This window comes from Brevundimonas naejangsanensis (assembly GCF_003627995.1).
GTDB lineage: Bacteria > Pseudomonadota > Alphaproteobacteria > Caulobacterales > Caulobacteraceae > Brevundimonas > Brevundimonas naejangsanensis_B.
Genome location: NZ_CP032707.1, coordinates 1,098,244 through 1,113,444, shown reverse-complemented (window position 1 = coordinate 1,113,444; position 15,201 = coordinate 1,098,244). Strand labels below are relative to the sequence as shown.

Sequence of the window (15,201 nt, the reverse complement as noted above, 5' to 3'; positions counted from 1 at the left end):
GGCTTTAGGATGCACACCCCCAAGCCTCAATCCCTATTCAGATTTAAGAATTGAAAGAATTAGAGGTTGGAAGCAGGGCCGGGGAGCGCGGGGATAACTGGGGACCGTCCCGGCTCGACTCCCGTTAGTCCCCGGCGCCGGCCGGAGGATTCCGCTGCCCCTGCGACCGGGGTGTGAGTCATGGGGATAAGCCGTGAAACACCCGCCAGACTCGGGTTTGCCTCTGGGCGCCGTTGTGGGTGAATCCACGGGCGCCGAATTTGGACAGCGACTCCTGCCCACAGCATGGGATGAATCCTCGGCGCCCAGGCTGACGACTCCGGCGCCGATCGGCGGAACGGCGCCCGCGATCCCCGCTCGCGACCGGCGCCCAGCCTTGCTAGAGGATTCGGCGCCCGGTCTTTCTCGAACGGCGCCCCGGCTTTTCAACAGGGCGCGGGGATGATCCGACCGGATCGTTGAAGGAGACGCCGTCCTCATGAGCCCCGCCCGTCCGTTCGGCGCCTCGCGCCTGGCCACCTATTTCCACGTCCACCTGGTTTCGGACTCGACCGGCGAGACGCTGAACGCCATGGCCAAGGCGGTGATCGCGCGCTTCGACGGCGTCATTCCCATCGAGCACATCTACGCCCTGGTGCGGTCGCCCAAGCAGATGGAGCGGGTGCTGGAAGAGGTGGCGGCCGCGCCGGGCGTGGTGCTGCACACCCTGGTCGACCGCGACCTGCGCACCCAGCTGGAGGAAGGCTGTCGGCGGCTGCAGATGCCGCAGATCGGGGCGCTGGACCCCCTGGTCGGCGCCCTGTCGCGCTATCTAGGGGCGGACATCTCGGCCCGGGTCGGGGCGCAGCACGCCCTGGACACCGGCTATTTCAACCGCATGAGCGCGCTCGACTACGCCATCGCCCATGACGACGGCCAGGGCACGCTGGAGCAGCTTGAGCAGGCCGACGTGGTGCTGTGCGGGGTCAGCCGGACGTCCAAGACCCCGACCTGCATCTATCTGGCCCACCGCGGCATCCGCGCCGCCAACGTGCCTCTGGTGCCGGGCCAGGAGGACGGTGAACGGCTGACGGGGCTCAAGCATCCGCTGGTCGTCGGCTTGACGGTTTCGCCCGATCGTCTGGTGCAGATCCGCCGCAACCGGCTGGAAGGGCTGAACGTCGGCCACGCCTCGGCCTATGTCGACCATGACTCCGTGCGCGAGGAGACCATCAAGGCCCGGCGCGCCTTCGAGCGGCGGGGGTGGCCGACGATCGACGTGACCCGGCGCTCGGTCGAGGAGACGGCGGCGGCCATCATCAATCTGTTGAGCGAGCGGCGCAGCCGCCGTCTGGGAGCCCCGATGTGACGACGACCGACGGCGAACGCCTGATCTTGGCCTCCAAGAGCGCCGCCCGGCGCGCCATGCTCGCCAACGCCGGCGTGCCCTTCGCCGTCCAGGTCGCCGACGTGGACGAGGACGCTCTGAAGGCGCCGGGCGTCGACCCGGCCGAACTGGCCGTCGAACTGGCGCGGGCCAAGGCCCTGGCGGTGTCGCGCCACGACGCCGACGCCTGGGTGCTGGGCGCCGACCAGACCCTGGCCTTCGAGGGCGGCCTGGTGTCCAAGGCCCCGACGCTTCAGGCCGCGCGCGAGCGGCTGGCCGCCATGCGCGGCCGCACGCACCAGCTGCATTCCGGCGCCGCCCTGGCCCGCAACGGCCAGGTGGTCTGGTCGGGCGTCGACACGGTCGAGATGCGGATGCGCGACTTCTCCGACGCCTTCCTCGACGCCTATCTGGCGGCCGAGGGCGAGGCCCTGCTGGCCTGCGTCGGCTCCTACCGGCTCGAGGGGCTGGGCTCGCAGCTGTTCGAAGCGGTCGAGGGCGACTATTTCACCGTTCTGGGTCTGCCGCTGTGGCCGGTCCTGGCCGAGTTGCGCCGCGCGGGAGTGATCGCATCGTGAGCCCGGCGCCTGCAACCTTCGGCCGCATCACCGGCGCCGCCCGGCTGGGCGGGATCGTCGGCCAGCCTGTTCGCCATTCGCTCAGCCCGGTGATCCACAACGCCTGGCTGGAGGCCGGCGGGGTGGACGGCGCCTATGTCGCCTTTTCCCCGCGCGACGCGGCCGGGTTCGAGACCCTGGTCGCCGCCGGGCGGGCCGGGCTGATCGCCGGGGTCAACGTCACGGCCCCCTTCAAGGAGCAGGCCTTCGCCCTGGCCGATGAGGCCGGGGCGAAGGCCCGCCTGACCGGCTCGGCCAACATCCTGGTCTTCGACAACGGCCGGGTGCGCGCCGACAGCGCCGACGGCGCCGGCGTGCTCTACGCCCTGGCCGAACAGGCGCCGGACCTGGCGCTGAAGGGGGCGTCCGTCGTCATCCTCGGCGCGGGCGGCGCGGCGCGGGCGGGCGCGGGCGCCCTGATCGAGGCGGGCGCGTCCCTGTCGATCCTGAACCGCACCCGCGAGCGGGCCGAGGCCCTCGCCGCCGACCTGGGCCCGGCGGTCTCAGTCGCCGAGGACGCCGGGGTGCTGGAGCGCGCCGACCTGGTCATCAACGCCCTGAGCGTCCCACCCGAGATCGCGCTGGAGGCGCTCAAGCCCTCGGCCGTGGTCATGGACATGACCTACAAGCCCGTCCTGACGCCGCTGCTGGCGGAGGCGCGGGCGCGCGGCCTGACCACGGTGGACGGTCTGGCCATGCTGATCGGCCAGGCGGCGCCTTCGTTCGAGGCGATCTTCGGCGTTCCGCCGCCGCCGCTGGACCTGCGCGCCCTGTTGCTGGCGCATCTGGGCGAGGCCGCATGATCGTCCTGGGCCTGACCGGATCGATCGGCATGGGCAAGTCGACCACGGCGCGCATGTTCGCCGAGGCCGGCGCCCTGGTCTGGGACGCCGACGCCGCCGTCCATCGCCTCTACGCCCCCGGCGGAGCGGCGGTCGAACCCTTGGGCCGGGCCTTCCCCGGCGTCGTCGTCGACGGCGCCGTCGATCGCGCGCGGCTGGCCGAGGCCCTGGGGCGCGACGAGACCGCCTTCCGGCGGCTGGAAGCCCTGGTCCATCCCCTGGTCGCCGCCGACAGGGCCGAGGCGCTGAAGGCGGCGGCGGCCGACGGGGTGAGGCTGGCGGTCGTCGACATTCCCCTGCTGTTCGAGACGGGAGGCGACGCCTTCGTCGACGCCGTGGTCGTGGTCACGGCCGACGCCGCCATCCAGGCCGAACGCGTCCTGGCCCGCCCGGGCATGACCCGTGAACGTCTGGACGCCATCCTGGCGCGCCAGACGCCGGACGCCGAGAAGCGCGCCCGCGCCGACTTCCTAGTCGACACCGGCCGGGGGCTGGAGGCGGCGCGCGATCAGGTGCGCGCCATCGTGGGGACGGTTCTGTCGCCGTCGTGGACGCCGCCGCGCGGCGCCCTTTCCCAAAAGGACGAAGCCCGGCATTAAGGGCCATGGCCCGCGAAATCGTCCTCGACACCGAAACCACCGGCTTCGACCCCAAGACGGGCGACCGGCTGATCGAAGTGGGCTGCATCGAGATCGAGGACCTGCTGCCGACGGGGCGGACCTTTCACCGCTTCATCAACCCCGAGCGGCTGATCCCGCCGGACGCCATCAAGGTGCACGGCATCACCGACGACAAGGTCAAGGACGCGCCCAAATTCCATGAGGTGATCGACGACCTGATGGAGTTTCTCGGCGATGCGCCCCTGATCGCGCACAACGCCAATTTCGACCGCAACTTCATCGATTTCGAGATCGGCCGCATCGGCCGCCGCCCGCCGCCGCAGGATCGCTGGATCGACACCCTGGCCCTGGCCCAGAAGCGGTTTCCGGGCATGGCCAACTCGCTGGACGCCCTGTGCAAGCGGTTCAAGATCAGCCTGGTCGAGCGCACCCTGCACGGCGCCCTGATCGACGCCCGCCTGCTGGCGGAGGTCTATCTGGAGCTGCGCGGCGGCAAGGAACGGGCGCTTGACCTGACCTCGACGCGCGCCGGGGCGGCGGAGACGGCGGTGCGCGTGGCCCATGGCGCCCGGCCGCGGCCCCTGCCCTCCTTCGTCACGGCCGAGGAAGAGGCGGCCCACCTGGCCTTCCTCAAGGCGACCCTCAAGGACTTCAGCCTGTGGGCCGGCTACGGCGTGACGGTCGAGGTCGAGGCTGAAGAAGCCGCCTGACGCCCACGAAAGGCGCCCACGAAAAAGGGGCGCCCTTTCGGACGCCCCTCCAACGGCATGTCGCTCAAGCAGCGAGGCGGCGCGCGCCTCGCGTTAGCGACCCTCTATCAAGCCTGGCCGGTTTCCGCCGGGGCGCCCGCGATCTGCTGCTGGCGGGCGATGTAGATGGCGGCGAAGTCGATCGGGTCGACCATGAAGGGCGGGTAGAAGCCGCCGTCGGCCGTCGCCTGGGCGATGATCTGGCGCGCGAAGGGGAAGAGGTAGCGCGGGCACTCGATCAGCAGCAGGGGCTCGATGTCCTGGGGCTGGACGCCCTGCAGGGCGAACAGGCCGCCGTAGAGCAGTTCCACGTGAAACACCGGCGACTTGTCGTCGGCCGTCGCCTTGATCGACAGCTTCAGGTCGACCTCGAACAGGCCGTCGGGGCGGCCCTGGGCGTTCATCTCGACGCCCATGTCGATGGCGGGCTTGCCGTCGAGACGCAGGCTGTCCGGCGCCTTGGGGTTTTCGAACGACAGGTCGCGGACGTATTGCGCCAGGATGCGGAAGCCGGGGCCCTGCGGCTGGCCCTGGGCCTGGGTCTGGTCGGGCGTCTGGCCGTTGGTGTCGGCGGGCGTCGTGGCGTCGGTCATGGCGTAGGAAAAACCGTCTTGAAAAGGGGACTCCGCCTCCGGCCGGACGCGGACGTTAAGGGGCGGCGGTAGCATGATGGGACCCTGTGCCGCAACGCTGGGACCCGCGTTCGTCGCCTCCTTCACCTTGCGCCCGCCCGGATCGCCCCCTAATCAACGGAAGACGCCACGCCTTTTCGCCCGCCGGGGGAATCCGGCGGCCCCCGCCGAGGGGATGAAGGCCCGACAACTCAGGGAACGCCCGTGCCGGTGACCTTTCAGATCGTGATCTTCGCCGTCATCGCGGCGGTGCTGCTGTTCCAGCTCTACAACGTCCTGGGCAAGAAGGTCGGCCGCCAGCCGGAGGACAATCCCGCGCCGGTGGCCGTCGGACCGGCCCAGAGCGCGCCCGACGCCCAGCGCGGGCCTGTGCTGGACCCGGCCGTGACCGCCGCCATCGCCGGGCTGAAGGCGCGCGAGCCCAATTTCGACCCGCATCGCTTCCTGGACGGCGCGCGCCAGGCCTATGAGACCATCGTCACCGCCTATGCCCGCGGCGACCGCGACGCCCTGCGTCCCCTGCTGACCGACAAGGTGCTGGCCTCCTTCGAGGCGGGCATGGCGGCGCGCGAGGCGCGCGGCGAGACCGAGACGGTCGAACTGCTGCACCCGCCCCGCGCCGATCTGGAGCTGGCCACGGCCGAGGGCGATCGCGCCCAGGCCAAGGTCCGCTTCCTGGCCGAGGTGCGCAGCACCGTGACTCCGGCCGCCGGCCAGTCCGCCAGCGACGACCGCCGCACCGCCGAGGTCTGGACCTTCGAGCGCCGCCTGGGCGCGGCGGACCCCAACTGGTCCCTGGCCCGCGTCGAACCGGCGACCGCCTGATGATCGCCGGTTCCGTGCCCCTCGACACGGCGGGCGCGGCCCGACGCCTCGCTTCTCTCGGCGCCCTGTCGCTGCTCCTGCTGGCGGCGGCCTGCGCCTCTGCGCCCCCAAGGCCCTCGCCTCCCGCGCCGGTCGCGCCGGGGCCGGGCTCCGCCTGGCCGTCGTCGCCCGCGACGCCGCCGGTGTCGCCGCCGCCGGCGGGCGCCGTCAGCCTGACCGCCCTGCCCGGCTGGGCCGAGGAGGACCATCTGGCGGCCCTGACCGCCTACGCCGCCGGCTGCGGCCCCTTGCGGATCGCCGTCGAGACCTGTCGCGACGCGCGCGATCTGGTCGCCCGCCGCCCCTCCCCCAGCGACGCGCGCGCCTATCTGGAAAGCCGTTTCCTGGCCGCCGAGGTGCGCCCCGACGGCGACGCCGCCACCGGCCTGCTGACCGCCTATTTCGCGCCCGAATACCCGGCGCGTCGCGCCCCCGACGCCGAGTTCGACGCCCCGGTCCTGAGCCGTCCGGCCAATCTGGCCGAGGTCGGCGACCGCGCCGCCATCGAGGCCGGCTCGGCCCAGGCGTCGGTCCTGGGCTGGATGCGGGCCGAGGACCTCTTCTTCCTGCAGATCCAGGGCTCGGGCACGCTGAGCTTTCCCGACGGGGCGCGGATGCGCGCCGCCTACGCCGCCGACAACGGGGCCCGCTTCGTCGGCATCGCCCGGCCCATGGCTGACCAGGGCCTCCTGCCGCCGAACGGAACCTCGGGCGAGGCGATCCGCGCCTGGCTGGCGGCTCATCGGGGCGAACAGGCGCGGGCGGTGATGCGGCTCAACCCGCGCTACATCTTCTTCACCCTGGCTCCCGACGACGGCAGGGAGGCGACGGGGGCGGCCGGCGTGCCCCTGCCCGCGCGCCGCTCGGTGGCGGTCGACCCCTCGCGCTGGAGTTATGGCGAGGCGGTCTGGATCGAGGCCGACGGCGGCAATCTTCGCGGCGCCCGGGCCAGCTATCGCGGCTGGGTCATGGCGTTGGACACCGGGTCGGCCATCCGCGGTCCGGTGCGCGCCGACCTCTATATCGGCCGGGGCGACGCCGCCGGATACGAGGCGGGCGCCGTGCGTCACCCCTTGCGCATGTGGCGGCTGACGCCGAAGGGCTGAGGGCGCGGCCCGCCCGAGTTGTTGACATTGTTGTCTATAGCTGCGCCTATGGATCGTCCGATCAGGGAACTCTCCCCGTGGATCGACGCCGAGACGGGGCCGGCCTCCCGCTCCTGGGCGCTGTCGCGGTCAATTCCATCCCTTCACTCGCCTGTCCCGGTTCGCCGGGGCAGGCGTTTTCTCTGAAGGACGCCCAATCTCGGGGCCGACGGCGCCGCTAGCGCCGCTTCAGACTGCCCAGCACGCCGCGCAGCAGTTCGCGGGTGATGGTCGAGCCGGCGGTGCGCAGGACCGACTTGGTCAGGGCCTCCATCGGCGTCTGGCGGTTGGAGGCGCGCGGGCGCGGGGCGGCGGGCGGGCGCGACGCCGGGGTCGAGCGGGCGGCCTTGTCGGCGGCTTGGGCCTGAGCCTGGGCTTGGGCGGTCTCGGCCGCGATGCGGTCGGCCTGGGCGCGGCGGGCCTTGAGCACCTCTTCGGCCGACTCGCGGTTGATCGGCGTGTCATAGGTCCCGCGCACGGGGCTGGCGGCCATGATCTGGGCGCGTTCGGCGTCGGTGGCAGGGCCCAGGCGCGAGTCCGGCGGGCGAATCTTGGTCTGGGCCACCACGTTCGGCGCACCTTTTTCGTCGAGCGTCGACACCAGGGCCTCGCCCACTCCCAGGGCCTGGATGGCCTCGGCCGTGTCGAAGGCGGGGTTGGCGCGGAAACTTTCGGCAGCCAGTTTCAGCCCGCGCTGTTCAGCGGGGGTGTAGGCGCGCAGGGCGTGTTGAATGCGGTTGCCCAGTTGCCCCAGCACTGTAGGCGGAATGTCGCCCGGGTTTTGGGTGACGAAATAAACCCCTACGCCTTTGGAGCGGATGAGCCGAACCAAATGCTCAATTTTCTCGAGCAAAGATTTGGGCGCATCACGGAATAACAGGTGAGCTTCGTCGAAGAAGAAAACCAGACGCGGCTTCTCCGGGTCGCCGATTTCGGGAAGTTGTTCGAAAAGTTCGGACAGCAACCACAACAAGAAAGCGCCGTAGAGGCGCGGATTGTTCATCAGCCGCGTGGCGTCAAGCACGTTTACCTGGCCCCGACCATCGAGGCCCGTTCTGAGCATGTCGTCGAGGCGCAACGCAGGTTCGCCGAGAAAGGCCCGTCCCCCCTCTTGCTCAAACTGCAGTAGCGCGCGCTGGATCGCGGCGAGTGAGGTGGGGGCCACTGCGCCGACTTCGCGCCCGATGGTCGCGGCGTTCTCGCCCACATGAGTTAACAGGGCGCGCAAATCGTCGAAATCAAGAAGCAGCAGTCCGTCCTTGTCGGCGACATGGAAGGCGACCGCTAGGACGCCTTCCTGAACGTCATTCAGGTCTAGCATCCGGGCCAGAAGCACAGGCCCGATCTCGGATACGGTCGTTCGGATCGGATGGCCCTTCTCACCGTACAGGTCCCAGAAGACGACCGGCGCGGCCCGGCCGGTCAGGCTGAGGCCCATCTGGCCGGCGCGCTCGGCGAACCGCTGCACGTCTCCGGCTTGGCTGATGCCCGACAGGTCGCCCTTCACATCGGCGCAGAAGACGGGGACTCCGGCGTCGGAGAAGCCCTGGGCCATGATCTGCAGGGTGACCGTCTTGCCCGTGCCGGTGGCGCCGGCGACCACGCCGTGGCGGTTGGCGCGGTTGAGCAGCAATCGCTCGGGCGCGCCCTCGAGGGACTGGCCGAGGAACAGGGCGGTGGAGTCGGTCATGCGCGGTCTCCTGCTTGCGGCTTCATGCTTAATCGTCTCGCCCATGTCCGCAAGGCGGAACCTAGCCGACCCGGAGCGATTGACGCCTGTCCTCGCCGCGACGACAGTCCGCTCCATGAAACTGCCCATCACCGTCACCCCGTCCTCAGGCGTCGCCAATGCGGTGGTCGTCATCGCCGTGGTGGCGGCGGGGGCGGCGCTCTACTGGCTGAGGGACATACTGACGCCCCTGGCCATGGCGGTTTTCCTGATGATCATGATCGACGGGGTGAAACGCGCCATCGAACGCGGCACGCCGATCCCCTCGCGCTTCGCAGGCGCGGCCGCCCTGATCGTGGTGGTGCTGGGCTTCCTGCTCTCGATCTGGATCATCGTCGACGGGGCCGCGGGCTTCTTCACCGACGCCTCGGGCGTCGCCGGGGGCATGGGGCCGCGCATCGACCAGATCAGCCGCGACGTCTCGGCCCTGATCGGGATCAAGGACCCGCCGACGCTGCACGACATGATCGCCGGCGTCGACGTGCGCGGCTGGCTGACCGCGGCCGCCTTCCAGGTGCAGGGCATCGCCACGGGCGGCTTCTTCGTCATGGTCTACCTGGGTTTCCTGCTGGCCTCGCAGGCGGGGTTCCGCAAAAAGATGGTCGGCCTGTTCCCCAAGCGCGGCGCCCGCCAGGAGGCCCTGGAGGTGTTCGAGCGGGTGCGCAGCGGGGTCGAGGGCTATCTGTGGGTCCAGGCTGTGACGGGGGCGATGATCTGCGCCGTGGCCTGGGGCCTGATGCGGGCCGTGGGGCTCCAGAATGCGGAGTTCTGGACCTTCGTCATCTTCGTCGTCAGCTTCATTCCGGTGTTGGGCGGGGCCATCGCGGGCTTAGCCCCGCCCCTGTTCGCCCTGGTCCAGTTCGAGAGCTATTGGCCGGCCCTGGTGCTGCTGGTCGGGCTGCAGACCCTGCTCTTCCTAGTCGGCAATCTGGTCCAGCCGCGCATGCAGGGCGACAATCAGAACATCGACCCCATTGTGGTGCTGCTGGCCCTGGCCTTCTGGGGCAAGCTGTGGGGCGTGGCGGGCATGTTCCTGTCGACGCCGCTGGCGGTGATGGCCATGGCCATCCTGGCCGAGTTCAAGGGGTCGCGCTGGATGGCGGTCCTGCTCTCGGGCGACGGGGAGCCCTACGCCGTCAAGGACAGGGCGGGGGCGCAGAAGAGGGGACGTTCCGCCTGGTTCGCCTTGATGCGGGGCCGCGACGCCCCGCCGCAGGCCTAGGCGTCGAATTTCTTGTCTCAATGTCCTTGAACCGCCGCAATCGGCTCCTATTTCACCCTCACACGACGCGGCCCTCCCCTCCCCTCCCGGCCGCGGCGTCCGAGGCCGGCGCTTCCCCTCCCCCTCCTGAGCGCCGGACCGAGCAGGCCGTCGGACTTCGTTCGACGGCCTTGTTCGTTTTCAGGGGCCTGTTTCCGATACCGGTGGCGCGGCTTTGATCGCGGCGGAATTGGGGCGTTCGTGTCTCAATTGGCGGCCGAGACGGCGATAACCCGCCTCCTGGTGGGCCTCGGGCGCAACATGGTGCGCTGCACACTGAAATTCCGAGCGTTTCGGCCTTCGAGCGGCCTAGCCAGCCCCGCCAACCGCGCTAAGGTGCGGCCGTTTTCCCCTGCGGCTTTCCAAGCCGTGCCGTTCGAGACTTCAGTCATGTCCGCCGCTCCGCGCATCGTTCCCGCCGTTCCAGCCGATCTGGGGGCGCTGGAAGCGGCCTATGCGCGGATTGCGGCGCCGCCGGGCGCGGCGGAAAAGGCCCTTCTGGCCCAGGCCTTCGACGATTACGCCGCCGACGAGACACCCGAGCTGGGCGGCGAGGACCTGGCGGTCCTGCTGGCCGGCGCCTGGCGCGGCGCCCAGGCCCGCAAGGCGGGCGAGCCCGCCCGCATCACCGTCGGCCCCCTGGTCGACGCCGCCGGCGTCAACACCGGCTATGATCAGGTCCTGATCCTGCAGGACGACGGCCCCTTCCTGGTCGACAGCGTCCTGGGCGAACTGGCCGAGGCGGGCGTCACCGTGCGCGCCCTGTTCCACCCGATCGTCGAGGTCGAGGCGGGGCGCCGCGACTCCCTGATCATCGTCGTCATCGATCCCCTGCCGCAGGAGCGCCGCGACGCCCTGGGCGAGGGTCTGGCCGCGGCCCTGGCCGACGTGCGCGCCGCCGTGCGCGACCACGCCGCCATGCTGGAGGCCATGGGCGCCGAGATCGCCCGCCTGGAGGCCCATCCGCCGGTCGGCGTGGCCGCCGAGGTGCTGGCCGAGAACCTGGCCTTCCTGCGCTGGGTCAAGGACGACCACTTCGTCTTCCTGGGCGCGCGCCAGTACGACTATCCGCGCGGCGCGGACGGGGCCTATGAGGCCGAGGCGCCGCTGAGCCAGTCCACCGACGGCCTGGGCGTCCTCAGCGACCCCGAGCGCCGCGTCCTGCGCCGCGCCAATGAGCCCGCCGTGCTGACGCCGGCCATGCAGGCCCAGCTGAACGAGAGCGAGCCGGTCACCGTGGCCAAGGGCAACATGCGCTCTCGCGTGCACCGCCGCGCCTATATGGACTACGTCGGGGTCAAGCGGTTCGACGCCCAGGGCCGCGCCGTGGGTGAGACCCGCTTCGTCGGCCTGTTCACCCATGAAGCCTATGACGTCATGGCCCATGAGGTGCCGCTGATCCGCCGCAAGGTGGAGAACGCCCTGGCGCGCGCCGACAAGGCGCCGGGCAGCCACAACCACAAGCGGCTGCGCACCATCCTCGAGAACTATCCGCGCGATGAACTCTTCCAGATCACCGAGGACGAACTGCTGGAGACGGCGCTGGGCATCCTGCATCTGTATGATCGCCCGCGCATCCGGCTGTTCACGCGCCGCGACCCGTTCGACCGGTTCGTCTCGGTGCTGTGCTTTGTGCCGCGCGAGCGCTACGACGCCAGTCTGCGCCAGCGCATCGGCGCCATCCTGGCCAAGGCCTGGGGCGGCCGGGTGTCGGCCTCCTACCCGCAGATGTCGGACCAGCCGCTGACGCGCGTCCACTACATCCTGGGCGTGACGCCGGGCGAGCATCCGACGCCGGACCTGAAGGCGCTCGAGACCGAGGTGGCCGAGGCCGGCCGCAGCTGGATCGACCGCTTCGAGCGCGCCCTGCGCCAGGCCGGGGTGGACGAGGCCGCCGTCGGCCCGACCAGCGCCCGCTGGGCCGAGGGCTACGGCGTCGGCTACCGCGACCGCTATGACGCCGCCGAGGCCGTGGCCGATCTGGAGCAGTTCGACCGTCTCAACGACGGCGCGGCCGCCGATGGCGTCCACGCCGAGCCTGTAGCGGTGCGCGCCTTCCGCACCGCCGACGAGACCAACCTGCAGTTCCGCTTCAAACTGTATCGTCGCGGCTCGGCCGTGCCGCTGTCCGACGTCCTGCCGATCCTGGCCGACATGGGGCTGAAGACCCTCGAAGAGTCCGACCATGTGATCCGCGCCGTCGGCCAGGAGCCGATCTTCGTGCACGACTTCCTGCTGGAAGACCCGCACGGCGCCGACCTGGTGTTCGCCGACCTCAAGACGCCGTTCGAAGAGGCCTTCAAGGCCGTGTGGAACGGCCGCACCGAGAGCGACGGCTTCAACCGTCTGGTGCTGGAGCTGGGCGTCGACTGGCGCGAGGCGGCCCTGATCCGCACCCTGGCCCGCTATCGTCAGCAGACCGGACTGGACCCGTCGCAGGCGGTGCAGGAAGCGGCCCTGCGCGAATATCCCGACGTGGCCCGCGCCATCCTGTCGCTGTTCAAGGCCAAGTTCGATCCGGCCCACGGCGGTTCGGTCGCCGAGCGCGAGGCTTCGGTCGCCGAACTCGACGCCAAGATCGAGACCCTGCTGCAGGACGTGAAGAGCCTGGATCACGACCGCGCCCTGCGCCGGATCGCGGCCCTGATCGACGGGATCAAGCGCACCAACTTCTATCAGCTCGACGCCGAGCGTCATCCGAAGGCGCACATCTCCATCAAGATCGCCGGTCAGGAGCTGGCCGACCTGCCCCTGCCCAAGCCGTTCCGCGAGATCTTCGTCTGGGCGCCGCACATCGAGGGTTCGCACCTGCGCTTCGGTCCGGTGGCGCGCGGCGGCCTGCGCTGGTCGGATCGTCGCGACGACTTCCGCACCGAGGTCCTGGGCCTGGTGAAGGCCCAGCAGGTCAAGAACTCGGTCATCGTCCCGGTCGGCTCCAAGGGCGGCTTCTATCCCAAGCAGCTGCCGGTCGGCGGCACGCGCGAGGAAATGCAGGCCGAGGCCATCCGCGCCTACAAGACCTTCCTGTCCGGCATGCTGGACATCACCGACAACATCGTCGGCGACGCCGCCCCGGTGCGCCCGGCCAATGTCGTGGCCTGGGAAGGCGACGACCCCTATCTGGTCGTGGCCGCCGACAAGGGCACGGCGACCTTCTCGGACATCGCCAACAGCGTGAGCCAGTCCTACGGCTTCTGGCTGGACGACGCTTTCGCGAGCGGTGGTTCGGCCGGTTACGACCACAAGGAAATGGGCATCACCGCGCGCGGCGCCTGGGAGGCGGTCAAGCGCCACTTCCGCGAAGTCGGCAAGGATATCCAGACCGAGCCCTTCACCGTGGTCGGTGTGGGCGACATGTCCGGCGACGTCTTCGGCAACGGCATGCTGCTGTCCAAGGCGACCAAGGTGGTGGCGGCCTTCGATCACCGCGACATCTTCATCGATCCGAACCCGGATCCGGCCACGTCGTGGGAAGAGCGCAAGCGTCTGTTCGAGACCCCGCGCACCAGCTGGCAGGACTATGACAAGACCCTGATCTCGGAAGGCGGCGGCGTCTTCTCGCGCTCGGCCAAGTCGATCACCCTGACCCCGCAGATCAAGGACCTGCTGGATATCGAGGCGGACACGGTCGATCCGGTCACCCTGATGCAGGCCATCCTCAAGGCCCGCGCCGAACTGCTCTACTTCGGCGGCATCGGCACCTACATCAAGGGTTCGGGCGAGACCAACCTGCAGGTCGGCGACAAGGCCAACGACGCCATTCGCGTCAACGGCGGCGACATCCGCGCCCAGATCATCGGCGAAGGCGCCAACCTGGGCATGACCCAGCTGGGCCGCATCGAGGCGGCGCGCGCGGGCGTGCGTCTGAACACCGACGCCATCGACAACTCGGCCGGCGTGGACTCCTCCGACCAGGAGGTGAACATCAAGATCCTGCTGGGCGGCGCCATCGCCTCGGGCCACCTGAAGGCCGAAGACCGCAACGCCCTGCTGAAGTCGATGACCGACGAAGTGGCGCACAACGTCCTGCGTCACAACTACGACCAGACCCTGGCCCTGACCCTGCAACAGGCCGAGGGCGCCGACGCGCTCGACGCCCAGCAGGCCTTCATGCAGCACCTGGTCTCGATCGGTAAGCTGAACCGGGCGGTCGAATACCTGCCCGACGACGCGCGCATGGCCGAGATGAAGCTGCAGGGCCAGGCCCTGACCCGGCCGGAGTTGGCGGTCCTGACCGCCTATTCCAAGCTGGAGCTGTTCGACGAGATCGTCGCCTCGGCGGCGCCGGACGACGCCTTCTTCGAGCGGATGCTGGTCGACTACTTCCCGACCCCGCTGGCCCAGTTCGAAGAGGACATGAAGGGTCACCGCCTGCGTCGCGACATCATCGCCACCGTCCTGTCGAACGAGATCGTCAACATGGCCGGGCCGACCTTCCCCGACCGCCTGCGCGCGGCGGCGGAGTGCGACACCGCCGCCATGGTCACGGCCTTCGAGACCGCGCGTCACGTCTTCCGCCTCGATGAGGCCTGGAAGGCGGTCGAGGCCCTGGACCTGAAGATCCCGGCCGAGGCTCAGACGGCCCTGTATCAGGAGATCGCCCTGGTCCTGCGCCGCCAGACCTTCTGGCTCGCGCGCCGCGCGGCCCGCACCGAGACGACGGTCGGCGGCATGATCGCCGCCTACCAGCCGGCCGCCGACGCCCTGCGCGCGGCGGGCCCCGCGGTGCTGTCGCGTTATGAGCACGCTCGCTACGAAGACCGGGTCCAGACCTTCATCGGCCTGGGCGCGCCCGAAGAGCTGGCCCGCGACATCGCCATGCTGCGTCCGATGGTGGCCACGGCCGACATCGGCGACCTGGCGAACGAGCTGGGCTGGGACGCCCCGGCCATGGCCCGCGTCTATCACCAGGTCGGCGCCGCCTTCGACTTCGACCGCTTGCGCGTGGCGGCCGGCTCGGTGCCCTCGGCTGATCACTTCGATCGCCTGGCGGTGCGTCGCCTGATCCAGGACCTGATGACCGAGCAGCAGCAGCTGACCCGCGCCGTGGCCAAGGCCTCGGCCCAGGCGGCCGGGGCCGGCCAGGACAGCGCGGAACAGGCGGTCGACGCCTGGATCGGCGCCCGCATGGATCAGGTGGAGGCCCTGCGCGGCTCGGTCGACGAGATCGAGACCTCGGGCTCCGGCTGGACCTTCGCCAAGCTGACCATCGCCAACGGCGCCATCCGCGAGGTGCTGGCTTCGGCTTCCTAAGTGAGGTGACGCCGGGCTGCCGCCCGGCGTCACGCGCTAACGCTCGCCGCGCGGCGGCTCGCTGCTTGAGCGCTTTTCTGGAGTGCTATTGGCGGCTTTGGTAAAATCAGGGCCCGTCCGTTT

The 15,201-nt window shown here is 70.2% G+C and carries 11 protein-coding genes; 9 read left to right on the top strand and 2 right to left on the bottom strand.

The features are described from left to right. Positions 1-478 precede the first annotated feature (478 nt). From D8I30_RS05210 to dnaQ, 5 genes are read left to right on the top strand one after another with little or no spacing between them, the layout of a single operon-like run. Positions 479-1,348: a pyruvate, water dikinase regulatory protein gene (locus D8I30_RS05210; protein ID WP_121481796.1), complete on the top strand. Its 870-nt coding sequence runs from the start codon at positions 479-481 to the stop codon at positions 1,346-1,348. Then, positions 1,345-1,944, top strand: coding sequence for a Maf family protein (locus D8I30_RS05205; RefSeq protein ID WP_121481795.1), 600 nt, complete (start codon positions 1,345-1,347; stop codon positions 1,942-1,944). Before D8I30_RS05210 ends, D8I30_RS05205 begins: the two co-directional genes overlap by 4 nt. Then, entirely contained in the window at positions 1,941-2,786 is an 846-nt protein-coding gene (gene aroE, locus D8I30_RS05200) for a shikimate dehydrogenase (protein ID WP_121481794.1), read from the top strand. Before D8I30_RS05205 ends, aroE begins: the two co-directional genes overlap by 4 nt. Continuing rightward, on the top strand, positions 2,783-3,424 hold the full coding sequence (gene coaE, locus D8I30_RS05195) for a dephospho-CoA kinase (RefSeq protein WP_121481793.1): 642 nt from the start codon (positions 2,783-2,785) through the stop codon (positions 3,422-3,424). Before aroE ends, coaE begins: the two co-directional genes overlap by 4 nt. A 5-nt stretch (positions 3,425-3,429) precedes the next feature. Beyond that, positions 3,430-4,155: a DNA polymerase III subunit epsilon gene (dnaQ, locus tag D8I30_RS05190; RefSeq protein WP_121481792.1), complete on the top strand. Its 726-nt coding sequence runs from the start codon at positions 3,430-3,432 to the stop codon at positions 4,153-4,155. Positions 4,156-4,262: 107 nt separating this feature from the next. Here the strand turns inward: dnaQ and secB are convergent, their stop codons facing one another. After that, positions 4,263-4,787: a protein-export chaperone SecB gene (secB, locus tag D8I30_RS05185; RefSeq protein WP_121481791.1), complete on the bottom strand. Its 525-nt coding sequence runs from the start codon at positions 4,785-4,787 to the stop codon at positions 4,263-4,265. Between the two features lie 249 nt (positions 4,788-5,036). Between secB and timA the strand changes: the two genes are divergently transcribed. Together timA and D8I30_RS05175 are read left to right on the top strand one after the other, a co-directional pair. Next, positions 5,037-5,651, top strand: coding sequence for a TIM44-related membrane protein TimA (timA, locus tag D8I30_RS05180; protein WP_121483403.1), 615 nt, complete (start codon positions 5,037-5,039; stop codon positions 5,649-5,651). Next, on the top strand, positions 5,651-6,796 hold the full coding sequence (locus tag D8I30_RS05175; RefSeq protein ID WP_121481790.1) for an MltA domain-containing protein: 1,146 nt from the start codon (positions 5,651-5,653) through the stop codon (positions 6,794-6,796). Before timA ends, D8I30_RS05175 begins: the two co-directional genes overlap by 1 nt. Before the next feature lie 217 nt (positions 6,797-7,013). On the opposite strand, the gene D8I30_RS05170 is transcribed toward D8I30_RS05175, so the two are convergent. Then, positions 7,014-8,525, bottom strand: a complete 1,512-nt coding sequence (locus D8I30_RS05170) for a helicase HerA-like domain-containing protein (protein ID WP_121481789.1) — start codon at positions 8,523-8,525, stop codon at positions 7,014-7,016. Between the two features lie 115 nt (positions 8,526-8,640). Here D8I30_RS05170 and D8I30_RS05165 point away from each other — a divergent pair, with 115 nt between their 5' ends. Next, positions 8,641-9,786 carry an AI-2E family transporter gene (locus D8I30_RS05165; RefSeq protein ID WP_121481788.1) on the top strand — a complete coding sequence of 382 codons (1,146 nt, stop codon included), beginning with the start codon at positions 8,641-8,643 and terminating at the stop codon, positions 9,784-9,786. A 429-nt stretch (positions 9,787-10,215) separates the two neighbouring features. Next, positions 10,216-15,078 (top strand): NAD-glutamate dehydrogenase, encoded by a 4,863-nt coding sequence (locus D8I30_RS05160; RefSeq protein WP_121481787.1) that lies wholly within the window; start codon positions 10,216-10,218, stop codon positions 15,076-15,078. The last annotated feature ends 123 nt before the right edge of the window (positions 15,079-15,201 follow it).

Bases quoted from the DNA above. Each gene is read 5' to 3' on its own strand.
- D8I30_RS05210 (WP_121481796.1), top strand. From the start codon at position 479: ATGAGCCCCGCCCGTCCGTTCGGCGCCTCGCGCCTGGCCACCTATTTC.
- coaE (WP_121481793.1), top strand. From the start codon at position 2,783: ATGATCGTCCTGGGCCTGACCGGATCGATCGGCATGGGCAAGTCGACC.
- dnaQ (WP_121481792.1), top strand. From the start codon at position 3,430: ATGGCCCGCGAAATCGTCCTCGACACCGAAACCACCGGCTTCGACCCC.
- secB (WP_121481791.1), bottom strand. From the start codon at position 4,787: ATGACCGACGCCACGACGCCCGCCGACACCAACGGCCAGACGCCCGAC.
- D8I30_RS05175 (WP_121481790.1), top strand. From the start codon at position 5,651: ATGATCGCCGGTTCCGTGCCCCTCGACACGGCGGGCGCGGCCCGACGC.
- D8I30_RS05170 (WP_121481789.1), bottom strand. From the start codon at position 8,525: ATGACCGACTCCACCGCCCTGTTCCTCGGCCAGTCCCTCGAGGGCGCG.
- D8I30_RS05165 (WP_121481788.1), top strand. From the start codon at position 8,641: ATGAAACTGCCCATCACCGTCACCCCGTCCTCAGGCGTCGCCAATGCG.
- D8I30_RS05160 (WP_121481787.1), top strand. From the start codon at position 10,216: ATGTCCGCCGCTCCGCGCATCGTTCCCGCCGTTCCAGCCGATCTGGGG.